Below are 16,091 nucleotides of genomic sequence, written 5' to 3'. Positions count from 1 at the left end.
GCCTCACCTATTTTCTGATAAATTTTTCGGGCGAATCAAGCATAAGCGCCAGACCCAGACTCTGCAATCCGTATAAATAGTCCTGTTTCCAATCACTTATTGCCAGAACAGGGAGGTGTTCTGGCGGAATATATTTTGAGCTTGCTGCAGCAATTTTTTCTATTAGGGTCCCCTCCACTTCATCTTTGCAGAAGATGAACGTATGAGGATTAATGATAGCCGTAATCGAGGCTACTAATCTGCTGATAGCATCAACCTGATTATCTCTGGATATCAGCACCTCTTTATGACTGGTTCCATTTTCCAGAGCTTCGCGGAAGTTCCGGTCATCATATTGAGGAACGAATGAGATTTCCCCGGCAAAAAATGTGTTTCCCCGCACAACATCCCCGTTGATCATAAACCCTGCACCAGGACCATTTTGACCGGAATATAAATACACAAGGGATTGATGATTTTTTATCCCCTTAGAATGGTGATATCCAAGAACAGCAGCATTCATGTCGTTCTCAACAACAACTGGAATCGAAAAGAGATTCTCAAAATATCCTTTAATATCGAAATCTTGAAACTGTTCATAGCCGGGCATGTAAAAAATCCGGCCATTCTTAACGGAACCAGGCACCCCAATGGAAAGCGAACGGATTGCCTGATTGGCCATCAATAAGGCTTCAATCGAACTCGTTAATAAATGCATCCCGCTGTCAGTCAATACACTTTGTATGGTTCCTTGTTCCTTCACTTCTCCCGCACAATTAAAAATGGCATAATTCGTCTCTGTCTTCTCTAAGAAAATTGCCAGACCCAGCATATAGTCAGGATTGTATGTATATCTTTTGGCTCTTCTCCCTCCGCTGGATTCATCCAGTCCCGACGACAGAATTTCCCCATCCTTCTCCATCTGTGACAGGAACTTGCTTATCGTCGGGAAACTGATTCCCAATTTATCGCTTAGTTCCACTTTGGTTGCACTTCCTAGGTCTAAAAGCGATCTGCGTATACCAGAAAGAATTAACAGCTTTAAAGATTTTGGAGCGGTCTTCATTATTCTCACCACCTGCCAATCATACTTATTTAAAAGATTTAAAAAGTATCCATTAATAAACTTATTAAAGGCGTTTAATAAGTTTATTAATGGTAATATATCATTTTAATTAACCGAAAACAACCTTCCCTTTATCAGGATGTATTATTTCAGCGGACTGTCTTTACAAGGTTCCTCATTCAGCTTGAATACTAATTTTATAGTACGTTCCTAGGCTCCATAAAGAATCGAGGAACTCAGCTATTCCTTCCAATATATGACTCCCGGCTATATAATAATACTAAGAACGAATCTTTAAAGGAGCAGATTCAGACATGCAAAAACTTACTTTGGCTGAAGCAGTAAAATTAAAAAGTGTACTGGCTAAACGAATTCACGAGTTAGAAGAAGAAATGGACCGTGTCGCATTTGCTGATCTTGAAAAAGGCAGCAAGCTTCCTGAGATGCCAAGATCTCTCGCCATGGTGGAAAAAGAGATGGATGAAGTCCGTAAAGACATGAGACTGCTGGATAAGCTTGTATATAAAGCCAATATTGAAAATGACATCACCTTTAACAATGAATCATTGCCAATCGTAGAAGCAATTGAGCTTGCCACCCAATATCGGGCAAAGGCCCGCAAATTCAAGGAATATGGCACAGCAGCCAGGGAGGAATTCCTTTATACCGTGTCGGAAAACGTGTCGATGGTGAAAATGGCACTATTTGATCCAGAACAGTACCGGTTAAAGGGCCTGGAAGCAGAACGCCAGGCGAATCGCCTGTCCAACTTAATCAATAACAAGAATTATTTAATAGAATTAGAGTTTGACAGCGAAAAGTATTTCTAGACCTTGAAGTGGTGAGACTCTGCTTCAAGGCATAGAAGGAACACCCTCCTATTGTGTACAAAGGTACCTTGTAATGGCAATGGCCAACCGATTATCCATGACCCATTACAACTTCATCCGTAACCAATAACCAACCATGGCTACTTGAGGCCGACGGCCATTCATCCGTAATCCCGGTTCCTTCTATGAGCCTCCATTCAATTTGAATGGAGGCTTTTTATTAATCTAATGATCTGAGGGGGACACATTTTCTCTGAAAGAACAGTAAAAGGGACAGTGTACCTGTCCCCGTATCCCTTAAAGCAGCAGTTCCCATGTTTCTCCAACTAAATCGTGCCCAAAGCTATGATGCTTTTCCTCCTTAACAAGCTGAAATCCCTTTTTCTGATAGATATGCCGCGCTTCTTTAAGAACACTGTTTGTCCATAGAACGAGTTTCTTATATCCTGCTTGTTTGGAAAAGTTTATGCATTCTTCAACCAATTGTGAACCCAGACCCAATCCTCTCGCCTTTGGGTCTACTATTAATAGACGAAGTTTAGCCGTATCCTCACTTCCTTCAACAACAAAAATAGAACCAACTGTTTCTCCGTTCATTTCGGCAATCCAGCAGCGTTCCCGCTTGGGATTATAGTTATTAATAAAATCTGCCGCAATTTGAGATACAAGAGCTTCAAATCTCCCATCCCATCCATATTCTTGTGAATACAACAGACCATGCTTGTGTACAACCCACCCCATATCACCAGGTTCATGCTGACGAAGAAAATATGGGCCTGAAAATTTTAGGCTTTCATTCTTGCTTATCAGTCCTTCAACGGTTTTCATAGCGTTAATTAATTGCTGCTGTTCACTTTCCGACAATTTTCCAAGAAGATCCGCTATTTCATTGTATGAACGTTCATTTAGTTTAGAAAAGGCTTTTTCTCCCTCTGGCGTAAGCTTTAAAATGCGCTGTCTGGCATCTTTAGCAGAACGTTCTTTCTTTATAAGCCCTCTCTCTTCAAATCTGGCTAATATTCGACTTAAATAACCTGGATCTAACCCCAGCTCTTGAGTTAAATTTGATGCTTTAGGGTCCTCGTTAGTGGCAATTTCAAACAGGATTCTGGATTCTGTCAGCGAATAGGGGCTATGTAGTAACCCCTCACGCAAAGCTCCTATTTGTCTAGTCATAAAACGGTTAAAATGGCGAACAGCACTGATTCTTTCTTCAAACGAGATCATTGACAAAGAATTCACTCCTTAGAATATAGTTGCCTTTGTCAAATATAATAATCAATTTACTTGCCTTAATCAACTTACTTCCAGAACAAAGAGGAAGCTTTTTAAAAGAAAAAGCGCCCATTTCTTTAATTTGAAATTGGCACTTCGTTTATTTCCTGATATTCGTTTAGCGTGATGCTTTAGGCGGCTGGCACACATCACATTTGCGCTGGTGATTATTTTTAAATTTCGTAAATGTTTTTTCAAACTCACTGCCGCATGTACATTTAAAAAGCAGTTTTTGTGAAAAACCATGATATTCCGTCGATAACAGCTTACTATCTGAATTTTTCTCAACAAATTCATTAATTTTACTGATTGTCCATCGTTTATTCATACTATACACCTCCATATTCAATCACTTGGCGGAGGCTTTTCTGCGCATCCGTTCCACTATGAGCACTACTCATAATTCCTAAGTTCCTCATTATAACATGGTCCAGGGACAAAGCAACAGTTTCATTTTTCTATCCATCCCAGTATCACTGATCGTTTAACATCTTACATATTTTCGTTTAAAGCCAAGCTTCCCTCTATCCGCTTCCTTTTGAATATTTTCCGAGGCATGCAGGAAACTGCTCTTTTTCTTGTCCCGCTTCATTTCTACAGGCCCGATGGCTTTTGCGGTCTCAACTGCCTTTTCATGGAGCGGCAAATAAGAAACACCCACTGTATAAACAAAATTATTCATGGCGGATTTTGTACGCTCCGGAGAATCATGGATGGTGTCTTTCACTTTATCAAGCATTTTGGCCAGCTTCTCTTCGGAAAATTCAGCGTCCGGACGATTCCCCAAAAGCCAGCAGTAGCAGCTCCAGCCCCCTGACATCCGCAGCTCTTCCCCGCTTTCGATCCATTTATCGGCAACAGCCTGTGCAATATCTGCTTCAGCTAATGTAACAGCCACCACATAATCGGACAGCATATAAAAATATGCATCATCCATCCAGCGGTCAAAATCCGCTTCGGTCATGGCTTCTGGATCTGCAATAATGCCTGCAAAGTACATGGCATCATAGTTCCCCGTAGCGTATAGCTCCTCTGCCAAAGGCTGATTTCTTTTAATTTTTTTGGCGATTGGTTTCATTGCGCCTGTTGCCACTCCAAAAAGCGGCTCGTGCGCGCCATTTGATATGTACATTTTCTTGGTCCGTTCTTTGCTGAGAGCTTCGAGCTCCTGCATAACCGTCTGTAAATCCATCTTTTAGCACTTCCTTCCATTTTAATAATGTTAACTTCACTTGTGCGCCTCAAGACCCTAAGTATTCTGTTTTCAGCTCAATCTCTTTTACTTCTATATCGAAATAGACCTTATAGGCCCTGGCGGTAGGTCTTGAGCTTACGATTCGGCTGACTTCCTCCTCAATAAAGTGGATAGCCACTCCATCATCCGCTGCAATTCCAGGCTTTATCTTATCAGAAGCCAAAAGCTCATGATAGGCAGGCCTTCTTTCCGCTTCTCCATCGTAATGAGGGCAATTGCTTCCTTTTAAAAAGCCCAGGCATGTTAAGGGCTCCAGTTTATCTCCATAAGAATCTGTAACTCCTTCTTCAAACCAGCAAATGGAGCCCGCGCTGATGCCGGCTAATACGATCCCTTGATCCCATGCCTTTTTAAAATCTTATCTAATCCCCATTCTTTCCATAAAGCCAATAAATTCTTCGTATTTCCGCCTCCAACATAGATGATGTCTTTTTCCAGTATAAAACCTTCTATATCTCTTGTTGGCGGTTTAAATAATGATAAATGAGAGGGCTGGCACTTCTGTTTTTCGAAAAAGTCATAAAACCATTTAATGCAAATATCGGAATCTCCTGTTGCAGTAGGCACATAACAGACTTTAGGATTTTCTTTACCTGACTGATGTAAAATATATTCATCCAGTAATGGATTCTCGGGCTCCATGGAGAACCCTCCTCCTCCAAGTGCGATAATTTGCCTCATTTTTCTACTCCCCTCAATTGTTGTTACGTATAAATATTCTCCTTCAGTACTGTTGTTCCTTGTTTTCACATAAAAATAGAGCTGTCAATATGACAGCTCTATTTTAAAAGATTCCTTAAGATTCACTCAGCGCAGGCTTCCCCGCTTCCAGAAGCACCTGATCTCGGCCTAAAATGACCGCCAAAAGGATAATCAATGCCCCTGTTCCCACAAGAAGCCATTCGATGGCAATGATATCTGCAATCGGGCCAAATATCAGCATGCCAATCGGCATCATGGAAGTAGAGATCATCCCCATGACACCAAACACTCTGCCTAAATAATTCTCTTCAATTTTTTCCTGCAGCAATACAGTTGTCGGTGTATTGAAGATTGGCATGGCAACCCCGAATAAAGCCATGCACACTAAATAGATCCAGAAAACCGGAACGATGCCAAGTGCCAGGGTGCAAATCCCCATGATAAGACTGGCTAGGGTCATGGTTTTAATTTTATTTGGATATCCTCCCCAGGAAGCAATGATTCCGCCGCCAGCCATCATGCCGACTGAAAAAGCAATTTCAATGGCTGTCAGCTTCCATATATCCCCCCCAAAGGTGCGGGTAACCTGCAGCGGCGTCAAAAAGGCAGCAGGTGCCATCAGCACGAAGAAAACCGCAAAGAATAGGAAGAATTTCTTCAGGAAAGGAGTACTGTTTACATATTGCAGACCTTGTTTAAAGTCGCTGAAGTAGCTCGTTGACTGTTTGACCGCTGCTTTTTCGTGCACAGCGACTTTGACAAATGTCATCAAAGTGACAATGGCAATCGCTGCTGTGATCACATCAATGAAGAAGATGACTTCAAGCGATGCCATCGCCAGCAGCGCAGCGCTGACCATTGGCGAGACAAACATGATGACTGCTTGTATGCTCCCATTTGCTCCATTTACCTTTGTGAGCTTATCCTTCGGAACAATCTGCGGCAGAATCGCCCCGACTGCAGGAGTCTGAATCCCTGTTCCAAGGGCACGAATCGCCGCCATGACAAACAGCAGCCAGATGGATTCATATCCCATTAAAAAGAGGATAGCGAGAATCAGCGTCGAAAATGCGATAAGTCCATCTGCTAAAATAATCAGCATTTTCCGATTGTACCGGTCTGCCCAAACACCTGCAACCGGTGATAAGAAGAAGGTTGGAATAAAGCCGCATATAATGTAGAGCGTCATCATTAAACCAGATTCTGTCGTTAACGTAATATGCCACATAATCGCATATTGAACAAGGGAAGATCCAAATAGCGATATCGTCTGACTGCTTAAGAAGAGAATAATATTCTTCAGCCAATTATCCTGCAGTTTAGGATTTACTGTACTCATGAATTAATCACTCATTTCTATATTTAATAAAAACAAGCTTTGCCTATATTCAGTTGATCAATCCGCTCTAAACATTCTATTTCTGTAGACAGCAAAAAAGAGGAGAAATTCATCTCCTCTTTTAAAAATAACCGTTAAATTCAGGTTTCCTTAAATAGACAGACCAATCCCGTTGCTCAGAACATAGGCAGAGCCTTCAAACGTATTCAATTAACGATTGAAAAGCGGGTTTCTTAATCTCATTGATGCTGTCAAAAGGAAAACCTCCATTTCATTATAATTATATTTATTTTACCAGCGCAGAGCCGTTCATGCAATAGGGACATAGGGAGAGGTTCCATGTCCCAGGCGGCGGGCGGGAACGTGTACATGTCCTCTCGTCCCTACTTATAAACTTCCTCTCTGGAATGAAACCCATCTGCAATAATAGTACGATCCATATTGTATTTATCGACAGCAATCGGCGAAAGAAGGACGGAAGGCACCTCGATTTTGCCATTATTAATTTTTCGGTTTGCTTCTATATGTTCACCCTTCGCCATTCTGACCGCTAGTTCAGCAGCTTCCTTGGTCAGCGTACCGATAGGTTTGTATACTGTCATCGTCTGCGTACCTCTAATGATCCGCTGGGCAGCGGCAAGCTCGGCATCCTGCCCGGCTACTGGAATTTTCCCTGCCAGCCCTTGCACTGCCAGTGCCTGGATGGCTCCGCCTGCAGTTGCATCGTTTGCTGCGATCACGGCATCTATTTGATTTTGGCTGGCTTTAAGAGCCTCTTCCATATTCACAAATGCATTCGCAGGCGTCCAATCTCTGGACCACTGATCATATACAATCTGTATATCGCCTTTTTCAATTAAAGGCTGAAGCACGTTAAAGACTCCTCGTTTGAATAAATGGGCGTTATGGTCAGTGATTGCTCCGCCAATATACACATACTTCCCTTTAGGAACCAGTTTGGCGATGGCCTTTGCCTGCAGCTCGCCAACCTTTTCATTATCAAAGGATATGTATAAGTCGATATCGGCATTTTTCACAAGCCGGTCATATGAGATGACCTTGATGCCTGCCTCGTGAGCTTTTTTGACGATCGAAGCGGTGGCTTCAGCATTATGGGGAACGACAACCAGCAGGTCGACCTTTTGTTTTATCAATGTTTCTGCCTGTGATATTTGGACCGCATCATCCCCATTCGCAGCCATGATCTCCACTTCGGCTCCAAGCTCTTCTACAGCCTCTTTGAACAGATCTCTATCCTTCAGCCAGCGCTCTTCCAATAAAGTATCCATTGAAAAGCCGATCTTAATGGGTTTCTCCCCATCCTCTTCTCCTTCCACTTCACCTGCAGCAGGAATTGCTTTCCCGGGATTTTTTTCGAGTACTGTTTCCATTTGGCAGGCTGACAGGAGGCAAACCAGCAACAGCACAGCCAGAGTCCGCTTCCATTGAATTCTATCCATCTGTTTTGCCCCTTTTTCTTCCATCATTCTTTTTTGCCCAGAAGGGTTTTACGGAATTCCGTCGGTGACTGGCCACACATCTTTTTGAAAACCTTGCTGAAATAGTTCGGTTCATGATAGCCCACCTCAAAGGTGATTTCTTTCAGACTTTTTCCGTGATCCGCCATCAGCTTCTTTGCTTTTTCAATACGGCATTCAGTCAGGAAGTCGATATAATTTACCCCGAGTTTCTCCTTGAACATTTTACTGATATAGATCGGGCTTAGCTCCACTTTCCTTCCCAACGCTTCAAGAGAAATATCCTCGTGGGAATGTTCGGTAATATATTGCTTCAGCTGGTGGATAGTATCTGCCTCCAGCCTGTCGTAATGCTCCATATACGACTTCTTCATTTGCTTCAGCAATTGATTCGTTTCAGCGCGCAGCTGCCGGAAATCCTGGGTTTGATACGCAAAAAATGGTGCAGGAGCTTCAACCCCGATCTCACTCATTACACGTGAAGCAATCCAGAGCAGCTGCAGCACCCGCTGCTGCGCTTGAATCACCCCTTCCCTTTCTGTTTCACATCGCTGGATCATTTCCATTACACTTAAGCTGATTTGCTGCCATTTGCCAAGCCTGACTTGATCAAAAAACTGTTTCTCCCGCTCTTTGGCCAGCTGTAAATCTTCCCCTGTGCTAAGCACTGGAACATCGGAATAAAATCGGTATTTAACAGGGAGCGTTGAATCCAGGGTGGCAATAAGAGATTCCTGATAGGACTGACGGATTGACTGCAGGGAACCGCAAGCGTTCCCAATCCCGACGAACCAGCCTTCTGATGAGCCTTTTTTCACAAGAGACAAAATTTCGCCGGCTATAAATATAGCCTGTGAACGGAATGATTGCTGTTTTTTCCGAAAAACGATGATTGGAAGCTGGTGGCCATATAGTGCACCTACCCATGCACTGCCTGCTTGCCTGATCTTCTCTTTGACTGAGGTATAGAGGTGTTCTTGTCCATCAGGAAGCAGGATGCTCATGACGAACTGTTCATCCGTTGAGCGAATATCAAGCATTTCAACCAGCATATCCAGATGAACCTCATGGACATGATCGAACAGCAGCTGTGTCACGACATCCGTCTCAATGACCGGAAGAGCCTTTTGCAGCGCGACCTGCTGAAACTGCGTCATTTCACGGAATCTCCGCTCTTCCTCAATCTGTTCAAGCACCTTCCTGACTGTTGCTTCAATTTCCGTGATCTTGCTTGGCTTCAGTAAATAATCCTTGACCCCAAGCTTTATCGCCTGCCGGGCATAATCGAATGTATCGAATGCTGTAATCATAATAAATTTAATATGCGGATCATCTTCGCTGATTTGCTTAATAGCTTCCAGGCCATTCAGCCCTGGCATTTGAATGTCCATAAGGATTAAATCAGGGTTAGATTCTTTAGCCAATTGAACGGCCATCTTCCCATTTTTTGCCTGGCTGATTTCAACGTCAGGAAAAGCTTTCCGGAGAATCACTTCCAGCCCTTCCCGCTCAATTTGTTCATCATCCGCGATCAGGAGTTTTGTCATGCCGCCCCCTCCTATCTTTCGGTATTGTCATCACTACTTTTGTGCCGGCAGCACTGCTCTCAATGTTCATGATATCTTCATAGCCGTAAAAAAGACGCAAACGTCTGACAACATTGGTGAACCCGATGCCTGTTGAGTTTCCACCTTTTTGAATGAACTGCCCTTGAAGAATCTGTTTAATTTTATATTCCTTAATACCTGGACCATCGTCTTCCACTTCTATAATCACACAGTCATTTCCATCCTGAATGCGAAACCAGATATTTCCCCCATCTTCTCTTGGCTCGACTGCATAGTTGACAGCATTCTCGATGATCGGCTGCAGTGTGAGACCCGGAATGTCCACATTCAGACACTTTTCATCTATTGACATTTTCAAATGCAGGCGATCTGTAAATCTGGCTTTTTGAATATCCATGTATTGCTGCAGGACCATCACTTCTTCTCTAAGTGTTACTGGCCTATCAAGCCTTTTTAAGTTATAGCGCAGCAGGCCGGCAACACTAACAAGCAGGTCACTGGTTTCATGAGACCCTTCCAAATAGGCTTTTTTGGAAAGGGTATTTAATGTGTTAAATAAAAAATGAGGGTTAATCTGGCTTTGCAGGTTCAAGAGCTGGCTTTCCTTCAGCAATAACTTGCTTTCCTGCAGCTCATGCTCCAGCTGTGCCTTTTGCTGGATTTCCGAAATCAGGTTATTGATATTAATTCGCATCCGGTCAAAGGTCTTGGCAAGAAAGGCAATTTCATCATTCGAATCAACCTTTATCGGCAAGTGAAATCTGCCCCTCGATAACTCATTAGCTGCCTGGGTCAGCTTTTGTACAGGCTTCGTAATGCTTAAGGAAAAACCATAGGTCAAGAACATTAAAAGGCAGGTTATCATCAGCATCAGCCCAATCCCCAGTTTTTTGATTTCTTCGGATTGTTCAATGATCCCCCGGTAAAACCGTTCATACGTATTCAGTTCACTATCGATCAGCGTCAGCGTCATCTCGGAGATATACATCGATATGCGCGTCGCTTCGGAGAATTCCTTTGCCGAATCCTCTGTCTCCTTTTCATTAAAGAAAAGAAGGGAGCGATCAGTTGTCTCAACCAGGCTGTCAATCAAATTCATATAATTTGTCAAAGCAAAATCATTTTCTGAATTTCGAAGATATGAAACATCCTTTTTTACATGTTCCATTTTTTTCTTGCTGTTGTTTAGTTTGTTCAGATTTTCGGGAATAGGCGTTATGAAGTAGTTATTCAAGTCTGCAATCATCTGCTGGCTTGTCCTTGTAACTTCATTCATCCGAAGGTATCGCTGAAGAATATCGTTATATTGATTCTGAGTTTTCTGATTATAATAGGTGAGTGTGAGCCATATGCCTGCCATAATCAATAGAATTACAGTCGTGAGTGTCCAGATTTTCTTATGAATTTTGTTCATTGCTTTTCCATCGCCTTTAATATCCTGATATCGGTAAGATAGCCATCAGATTTCAGCGGCACTTCTTCATCCCTAAGCCATTTCAAAATCAGCTCTACACTGAGGCTTCCCATCTTCTCAGGAGATTGTTCAATGATTCCATCAAGTTTTCCCTGAGTAAGCAGAGATATTGAATCCGGACCATCGTCAAAAGAGTAGATATAATAAGGTTCTACCTGTGATCGCCTGCCTATTTCCTGAACCATTGCTCCTGCTATATTGGCCTTAATAGCTATAAAACTATCAGTATCCGGATTTTGATTCAGCATGTTCTGAGTCGCAGCGATAATTTCCTCCCTAACATCTGTCGTTTCCGCATAGACTGTCTGGATATTTGGATATTCCTTCAGTACTTCATGAATGCCATCAAGGCGCTGCTGCTGATAAAACTCTTTATGCTTGTCGCCCATTAGAATGACTTTTCCCTTATGGCCCATATCGTCAAGAAGCTGTTCTGCAATTAACTGCCCGGCCAGATATTGATCCGAGCCGACGTACGTTTTTCTCAAACTTTCAGATTTTGGCACGTCGTTGGCCACTGTAATAATCGGGATTCCATAAAAAGCAGCTTTAATCTTTGCTAAATCTGTGAATTCCTGCGTGTCCAGACCCTGAACAATGATGCCGTCCACTTTTGATTGAATGGCTACCTCTAACTTTTTCAAAAATTCCTCTTGATTTTTTCCATAGCTTCCCCAGACTTCCAGGCTTGCCCCATCCTTCCGTGCTTGTTCCTGTGCAGCAATACCTGCCTTATCCCAGAAAGGGGTCTCTAATTCCTGCGTTATCAGGACCAGCCGATATTTCACTTCCTGGCCATCTGATGCAGCAGGGAGATCCCATTTGGATGTAAACGCTTTCTCGGATAGCGTAAATGTAAAATAACCAAGGACGATACATGTAAGACAAAATACTAGAATACCCGTTTTACGCAAGGCTGTATCTCCGTTTCCTAAGTATGAATAGCTAAATAATTTTAATCATATCACCTTTTTAAGGCTTATAGAAGAGAGAGAAAGAGAGGGTTGTCTGTTGTTAACATGAGGATAATCGGTGCTTTAGGGATGCTGCCCAACTGCATCATAAGGGCACCCTCTTGCCGGATGCCCCATTTTCAAAACGGCTAATACAGGAAACTGGTAATCTACCCTCTCTTCTTCCGGGTCATGACATCAAAGATCACAGCACCTGCCAATACGCCTCCGCGGATCATGTACTGGAGGGAAACCCCTACCCCGAGCAGATTCATCCCGCTTGATAAAGAGGCCATGACTACAGCACCGATAATGGCACCGGTGATTTTGCCCACGCCCCCTGCAGAAGAAACTCCGCCGACGTAAGCAGCTGCAATGGCATCGAGTTCAAATAATGTCCCAGCTGTAGTTGTCGCTGACTGAAGGCGCGAGGTGAATAATATGCCGGAAAGGGCTGCCAGCATCCCCATTGAACCAAATACTATATACGTAATTTTATTTACATTGATTCCACTCAGATGTGCCGCTTCCGGATTGCTTCCGACAGCATATATATGTCTGCCAAGCACGGTTTTCGTTGTCAGGAAGTGATAGATGACAACCACTAAAAGCATAATGACAACCGTCCAGGAAAATCCGTTGTAGCCTGCCAGGATCCAGGTAATATAAGAAATGATAGCCGAAACAAAAACTAATTTGACAATAAAAATCCCTTTTGACACGACCTCGAATTGATAGTTGATCTTGTTTTTCCGCGTGGAAATTTCACTGTATATATACAGCAATATGGCCAGTACACCCAGAATTAGTGTAAGGAGATGCAGCCCATTCACTTGCACAATCGAAGGAATGAATCCGTTTCCGATGGCGTTAAATCCATCATCCTTGACGATAATAGTCCCGGTTTTCTCTGTTACCTGAAGAAGTGCACCTCTAAAGATCAGCATTCCTGCAAGAGTAGCTACGAAGGATGGGATACCGAACTTTGCAACTAGAAGGCCATTGAATAGTCCGACAAAAATACCCAGCACCAGGATAATCGGAATGGTGATATAAAAAGGTACTCCCATTCCCGTCAGGAGAATTGCAGCAATGGCCCCCAAAAATCCAGCGACGAACCCGACTGAGAGGTCAATGTGCCGGATCACGATAACCAGCGTCATCCCCACTGCCAGGACAGCGATATATCCCGTTGAATCCAGCAGATTGCTTATATTTCGCGAAGACATAAACAGCCCGTCAGTCATAATAGTGAAGGTGAGCATAATAACGAATAAGGCAATGTACATGCCATAGTCACGGATATTATCTTTAAACAGCGTCTTCGCTTCGTTAATAAATTCCATTAGTTTAACCTCCTATTGCGTGGCGAGCTGCATGATGCTTTCCTGGTTTGCTTCTTCAATCGACAGCTCGCCTTTAATTTCGCCTTCCGCCATGACATAGACACGATCACTCATCCCAAGAACTTCACCCAGTTCTGAAGAAATCATAATAATGCTCATGCCTTCCTCAATCAATTGATTCATAATCGTATAAATCTCGAACTTAGCCCCAACATCAATGCCCCGAGTCGGCTCGTCCAGGATCAGTAATTTTGGCCCGACGAATAGCCATTTGCCCAGGGACACTTTCTGCTGATTTCCCCCGCTCAAATTGCCGACAGCCTGTTCAAGGGAAGATGCTTTGATATACATGGACTTTTTATATTCCGTTGTTTCCTTTACTTCTTCGTTATCATTAATCACTCCATTTACAGCAACCCGTTTGAGGTTTGCCGCAGAAATGTTGTTTTTAATATCCTGTATTAAAAACAGGCCGTCCCCTTTTCGGTCTTCCGTTACGTACGCAATCCCTGACCTGATGGCGTCACTCGGATGCTTCAGCGTTTTTGGAACGCCATCCACCAATAGTTCGCCTTGTAGTTTATAGAATTTTGGATTTCCGAAAATACTCAGAGCAAGTTCAGTCCTGCCTGACCCCATCAAGCCCGCAACCCCGACAATCTCTCCTTTTTTGACATGAAAATTAACATCTTTTACAACCTGCCTGCCCAAGTGCACAGCATACGCAGACCAGCTGCGAAGCTCAAGAACAGGATCGCCAAATGTTTTGTTCGGCCTCTTTGGATAAATATCTTCTATCTCCCTGCCGACCATGTTTTTTATAATGACATTTTCAGAGATTTCCCCTTTTGCAGCGTCCAGGGTACAAATGGTTTGGCCATCACGAAGCACAGTCGCTTTATCTGCAATCGAGATGACTTCTTTCAGCTTATGGGAGATCATGATGCAGGTAATTCCCTGCTCTTTCAGCTCGCCTAACAGATCCAGCAGATTTTCGCTGTCATCCTCATTAAGTGCTGCAGTCGGCTCATCCAGGATAAGCAGTTTCACATCCTTGCTTAAAGCTTTGGCAATTTCGACTAATTGCTGTTTTCCAACGCTCAGGTCTTTTACGAGTGTTTCAGGGTTCACATCGAGCTTAACCTTATCCAGCATTTTTTTAGCTTCAGCAATGGTCCGGTTCCAATCGACGATTCCGCCCTGCTTAATTTCATTGCCCGCAAAGATATTTTCATAGACTGTGAGATCCGGAAACAAGGCAAGTTCCTGATAGATAATGACGATTCCTGCTTTTACACTGTCACTGATCTTATTGAATTGCTGTACACTGCCCTCAAATACAATATCACCCTCATATGTGCCATAAGGATATACGCCGCTGAGCACCTTCATCAGAGTGGATTTACCCGCTCCGTTTTCACCGATCAAGCAGTGGATCTCACCTTTCTTCACCTTGAAATTGACATTGCTGAGCGCTTTGACACCTGTGAATTCCTTGGAAATCCCGTGCATTTCTAAAATATTTTCGCTCATTATGCTCCCCCCTAGCCAAACAGCTATTCAGAAGGAGAAATAGTGATAGACGCATCTATCACTATTTCTCGCCCTTTATTGATTAAAGTCCTGTAAATTCATCTGCTTTATAGTATTCAGAATCAATCAGTTCTTTTTTCACGTTATCTTTGTCAACAACGATTACATCTGTTTGCTTTGCTTTTACTTCAACCTTGCCGTTGTCGTAAGAACCAGTTGTCTCAGGGTCTTTGTCTTCAAGGATATCGATCGCCATGCCCATTGCATCTTTTACGAGAGTACGAACATCCTTGAATACTGTCATGGATTGCTTTTCATCAATAACGTATTGAATGGAAGCTTTCTCAGCATCCTGACCTGTTACAAGATAGCTGGATACTGCACTGTCAGTTCCAAAAACATCTGCAATGGAACGGGCAGTTCCGTCGTTCGGAGCAAGAATTGCCACATTGCCCTTCATATCGTCAGAAGCAGCTGTTAAATGTGTTTGTGCCTTGTTCTTCGCTTCGTTTGGATCCCAGTTCGTTGTCACCTGGCCAATGATTTTGCTTAGCTGGTCACGGGACAGATCAGCTGTCTCTTTCAAAGCTTCGGCTTCGCTTGAGTTAGCAATCTTGAATGTGCCATCTGCAATCTTAGGCTGAAGTACACTCCATGCTCCCTGGAAGAATAAGAAAGCATTATTATCAGAAGCAGCGCCTGCATATAGATACAGAGGCACGTTCTTGCCCTTTACGCTGTCTGCCAGGTATTGTGCCTGTGCAGCTCCTACAGCAAGGCTGTCAAAAGTTACATAATAATCAATTGCATCTGTATTGGTAATTAAACGGTCATAAGAAATGACTTTTACGCCATCCTTCTTTGCAGCTTCAACCGCTGCAGCAGCTGCATCGCCATCTTGCGGACAGATAATCAGCACATCAATACCTTTGTTCAGCAATGTCTCTACATTTTCTTTTTCCTTAGCCGAAGATCCCTGGCTAAACAAAATCTCAGTTGTATATTCCGTTCCTTTTAACGCATCTTTAAATCTTTGCTCATCCTGAACCCATCTGGGCTCATCTTTCGTTGGCAAAACGATTCCGACACTTACTTCACTGCTGCCGCCGCCAGTGCCCTGGCTGCATCCTGCTGCAATAAACGCAAACATCATAACCGTCAGCATAAGAGAAATGACTTTCCACTTTCTTTTCATTCTTTTTCCCCCTTTATAATGGATAAAAATTACCTGCCTACAGGAAAAATTATAACTTTATCACCAGTTCATGAAAGCGTTATCACTAGCACTCTTTT

Annotated in this window: 13 protein-coding genes and 1 pseudogene; 1 reads left to right on the top strand and 13 read right to left on the bottom strand. The window is 43.1% G+C overall.

Features of this window, described 5'->3' with window-relative positions; translation table 11 throughout:
• Positions 1–7: 7 nt before the first annotated feature.
• Complete coding sequence (locus tag ACR42H_RS03155) at positions 8–1,045, bottom strand: ROK family protein (RefSeq protein WP_436374686.1); 1,038 nt, start codon at positions 1,043–1,045, stop codon at positions 8–10.
• 314 nt (positions 1,046–1,359) lie between these two features.
• On the opposite strand from ACR42H_RS03155, the gene ACR42H_RS03150 reads away from it, so the two are divergent.
• Positions 1,360–1,875 (top strand): hypothetical protein, encoded by a 516-nt coding sequence (locus tag ACR42H_RS03150; RefSeq protein WP_113884203.1) that lies wholly within the window; start codon positions 1,360–1,362, stop codon positions 1,873–1,875.
• A gap of 297 nt (positions 1,876–2,172) precedes the next feature.
• Here the strand turns inward: ACR42H_RS03150 and ACR42H_RS03145 are convergent, their stop codons facing one another.
• The 12 genes and pseudogenes from ACR42H_RS03145 to ACR42H_RS03090 all read right to left on the bottom strand — a co-directional run bounded on the left by ACR42H_RS03145 (position 2,173) and on the right by ACR42H_RS03090 (position 15,993).
• A complete protein-coding gene (locus ACR42H_RS03145) occupies positions 2,173–3,102 on the bottom strand; it encodes a bifunctional helix-turn-helix transcriptional regulator/GNAT family N-acetyltransferase (RefSeq protein ID WP_113884313.1) in 930 nt (309 codons plus the stop codon).
• 166 nt (positions 3,103–3,268) lie between these two features.
• Positions 3,269–3,478 carry a hypothetical protein gene (locus ACR42H_RS03140; protein WP_113884204.1) on the bottom strand — a complete coding sequence of 70 codons (210 nt, stop codon included), beginning with the start codon at positions 3,476–3,478 and terminating at the stop codon, positions 3,269–3,271.
• 156 nt (positions 3,479–3,634) lie between these two features.
• Complete coding sequence (locus tag ACR42H_RS03135) at positions 3,635–4,342, bottom strand: DNA alkylation repair protein (RefSeq protein ID WP_436374685.1); 708 nt, start codon at positions 4,340–4,342, stop codon at positions 3,635–3,637.
• Between the two features lie 49 nt (positions 4,343–4,391).
• A pseudogene (locus ACR42H_RS03130) lies at positions 4,392–5,086 on the bottom strand (Type 1 glutamine amidotransferase-like domain-containing protein).
• 115 nt (positions 5,087–5,201) lie between these two features.
• A complete protein-coding gene (locus ACR42H_RS03125; protein ID WP_113884207.1) occupies positions 5,202–6,446 on the bottom strand; it encodes an MFS transporter in 1,245 nt (414 codons plus the stop codon).
• 383 nt (positions 6,447–6,829) lie between these two features.
• The gene (gene xylF, locus ACR42H_RS03120) at positions 6,830–7,933 is read right to left on the bottom strand and encodes a D-xylose ABC transporter substrate-binding protein (RefSeq protein WP_113884208.1); all 1,104 of its coding nucleotides are present in this window, start codon (positions 7,931–7,933) and stop codon (positions 6,830–6,832) included.
• The gene (locus ACR42H_RS03115) at positions 7,930–9,471 is read right to left on the bottom strand and encodes a response regulator (RefSeq protein ID WP_436374684.1); all 1,542 of its coding nucleotides are present in this window, start codon (positions 9,469–9,471) and stop codon (positions 7,930–7,932) included. The genes xylF and ACR42H_RS03115 overlap by 4 nt, the downstream gene beginning before the upstream one ends.
• Positions 9,446–10,906, bottom strand: a complete 1,461-nt coding sequence (locus tag ACR42H_RS03110) for a sensor histidine kinase (RefSeq protein WP_436374683.1) — start codon at positions 10,904–10,906, stop codon at positions 9,446–9,448. The genes ACR42H_RS03115 and ACR42H_RS03110 overlap by 26 nt, the downstream gene beginning before the upstream one ends.
• Complete coding sequence (locus tag ACR42H_RS03105) at positions 10,903–11,880, bottom strand: sugar ABC transporter substrate-binding protein (protein ID WP_113884211.1); 978 nt, start codon at positions 11,878–11,880, stop codon at positions 10,903–10,905. The genes ACR42H_RS03110 and ACR42H_RS03105 overlap by 4 nt, the downstream gene beginning before the upstream one ends.
• A 209-nt stretch (positions 11,881–12,089) precedes the next feature.
• Complete coding sequence (locus tag ACR42H_RS03100) at positions 12,090–13,265, bottom strand: sugar ABC transporter permease (protein ID WP_113884212.1); 1,176 nt, start codon at positions 13,263–13,265, stop codon at positions 12,090–12,092.
• Positions 13,266–13,277: 12 nt separating this feature from the next.
• Complete coding sequence (locus ACR42H_RS03095; RefSeq protein ID WP_436374682.1) at positions 13,278–14,798, bottom strand: ATP-binding cassette domain-containing protein; 1,521 nt, start codon at positions 14,796–14,798, stop codon at positions 13,278–13,280.
• Between the two features lie 82 nt (positions 14,799–14,880).
• Entirely contained in the window at positions 14,881–15,993 is a 1,113-nt protein-coding gene (locus ACR42H_RS03090) for a sugar ABC transporter substrate-binding protein (RefSeq protein ID WP_113884214.1), read from the bottom strand.
• Positions 15,994–16,091 lie beyond the last annotated feature (98 nt).

The sequence above is a fragment of the Cytobacillus sp. BC1816 genome (assembly GCF_051353635.1).
GTDB classification, from domain to species: Bacteria; Bacillota; Bacilli; order Bacillales; family Cytobacillaceae; genus Cytobacillus; species Cytobacillus oceanisediminis_C.
The sequence above is the reverse complement of the archived record's forward strand: the minus strand, read 5'-3'. Positions and strand labels throughout refer to the sequence as shown.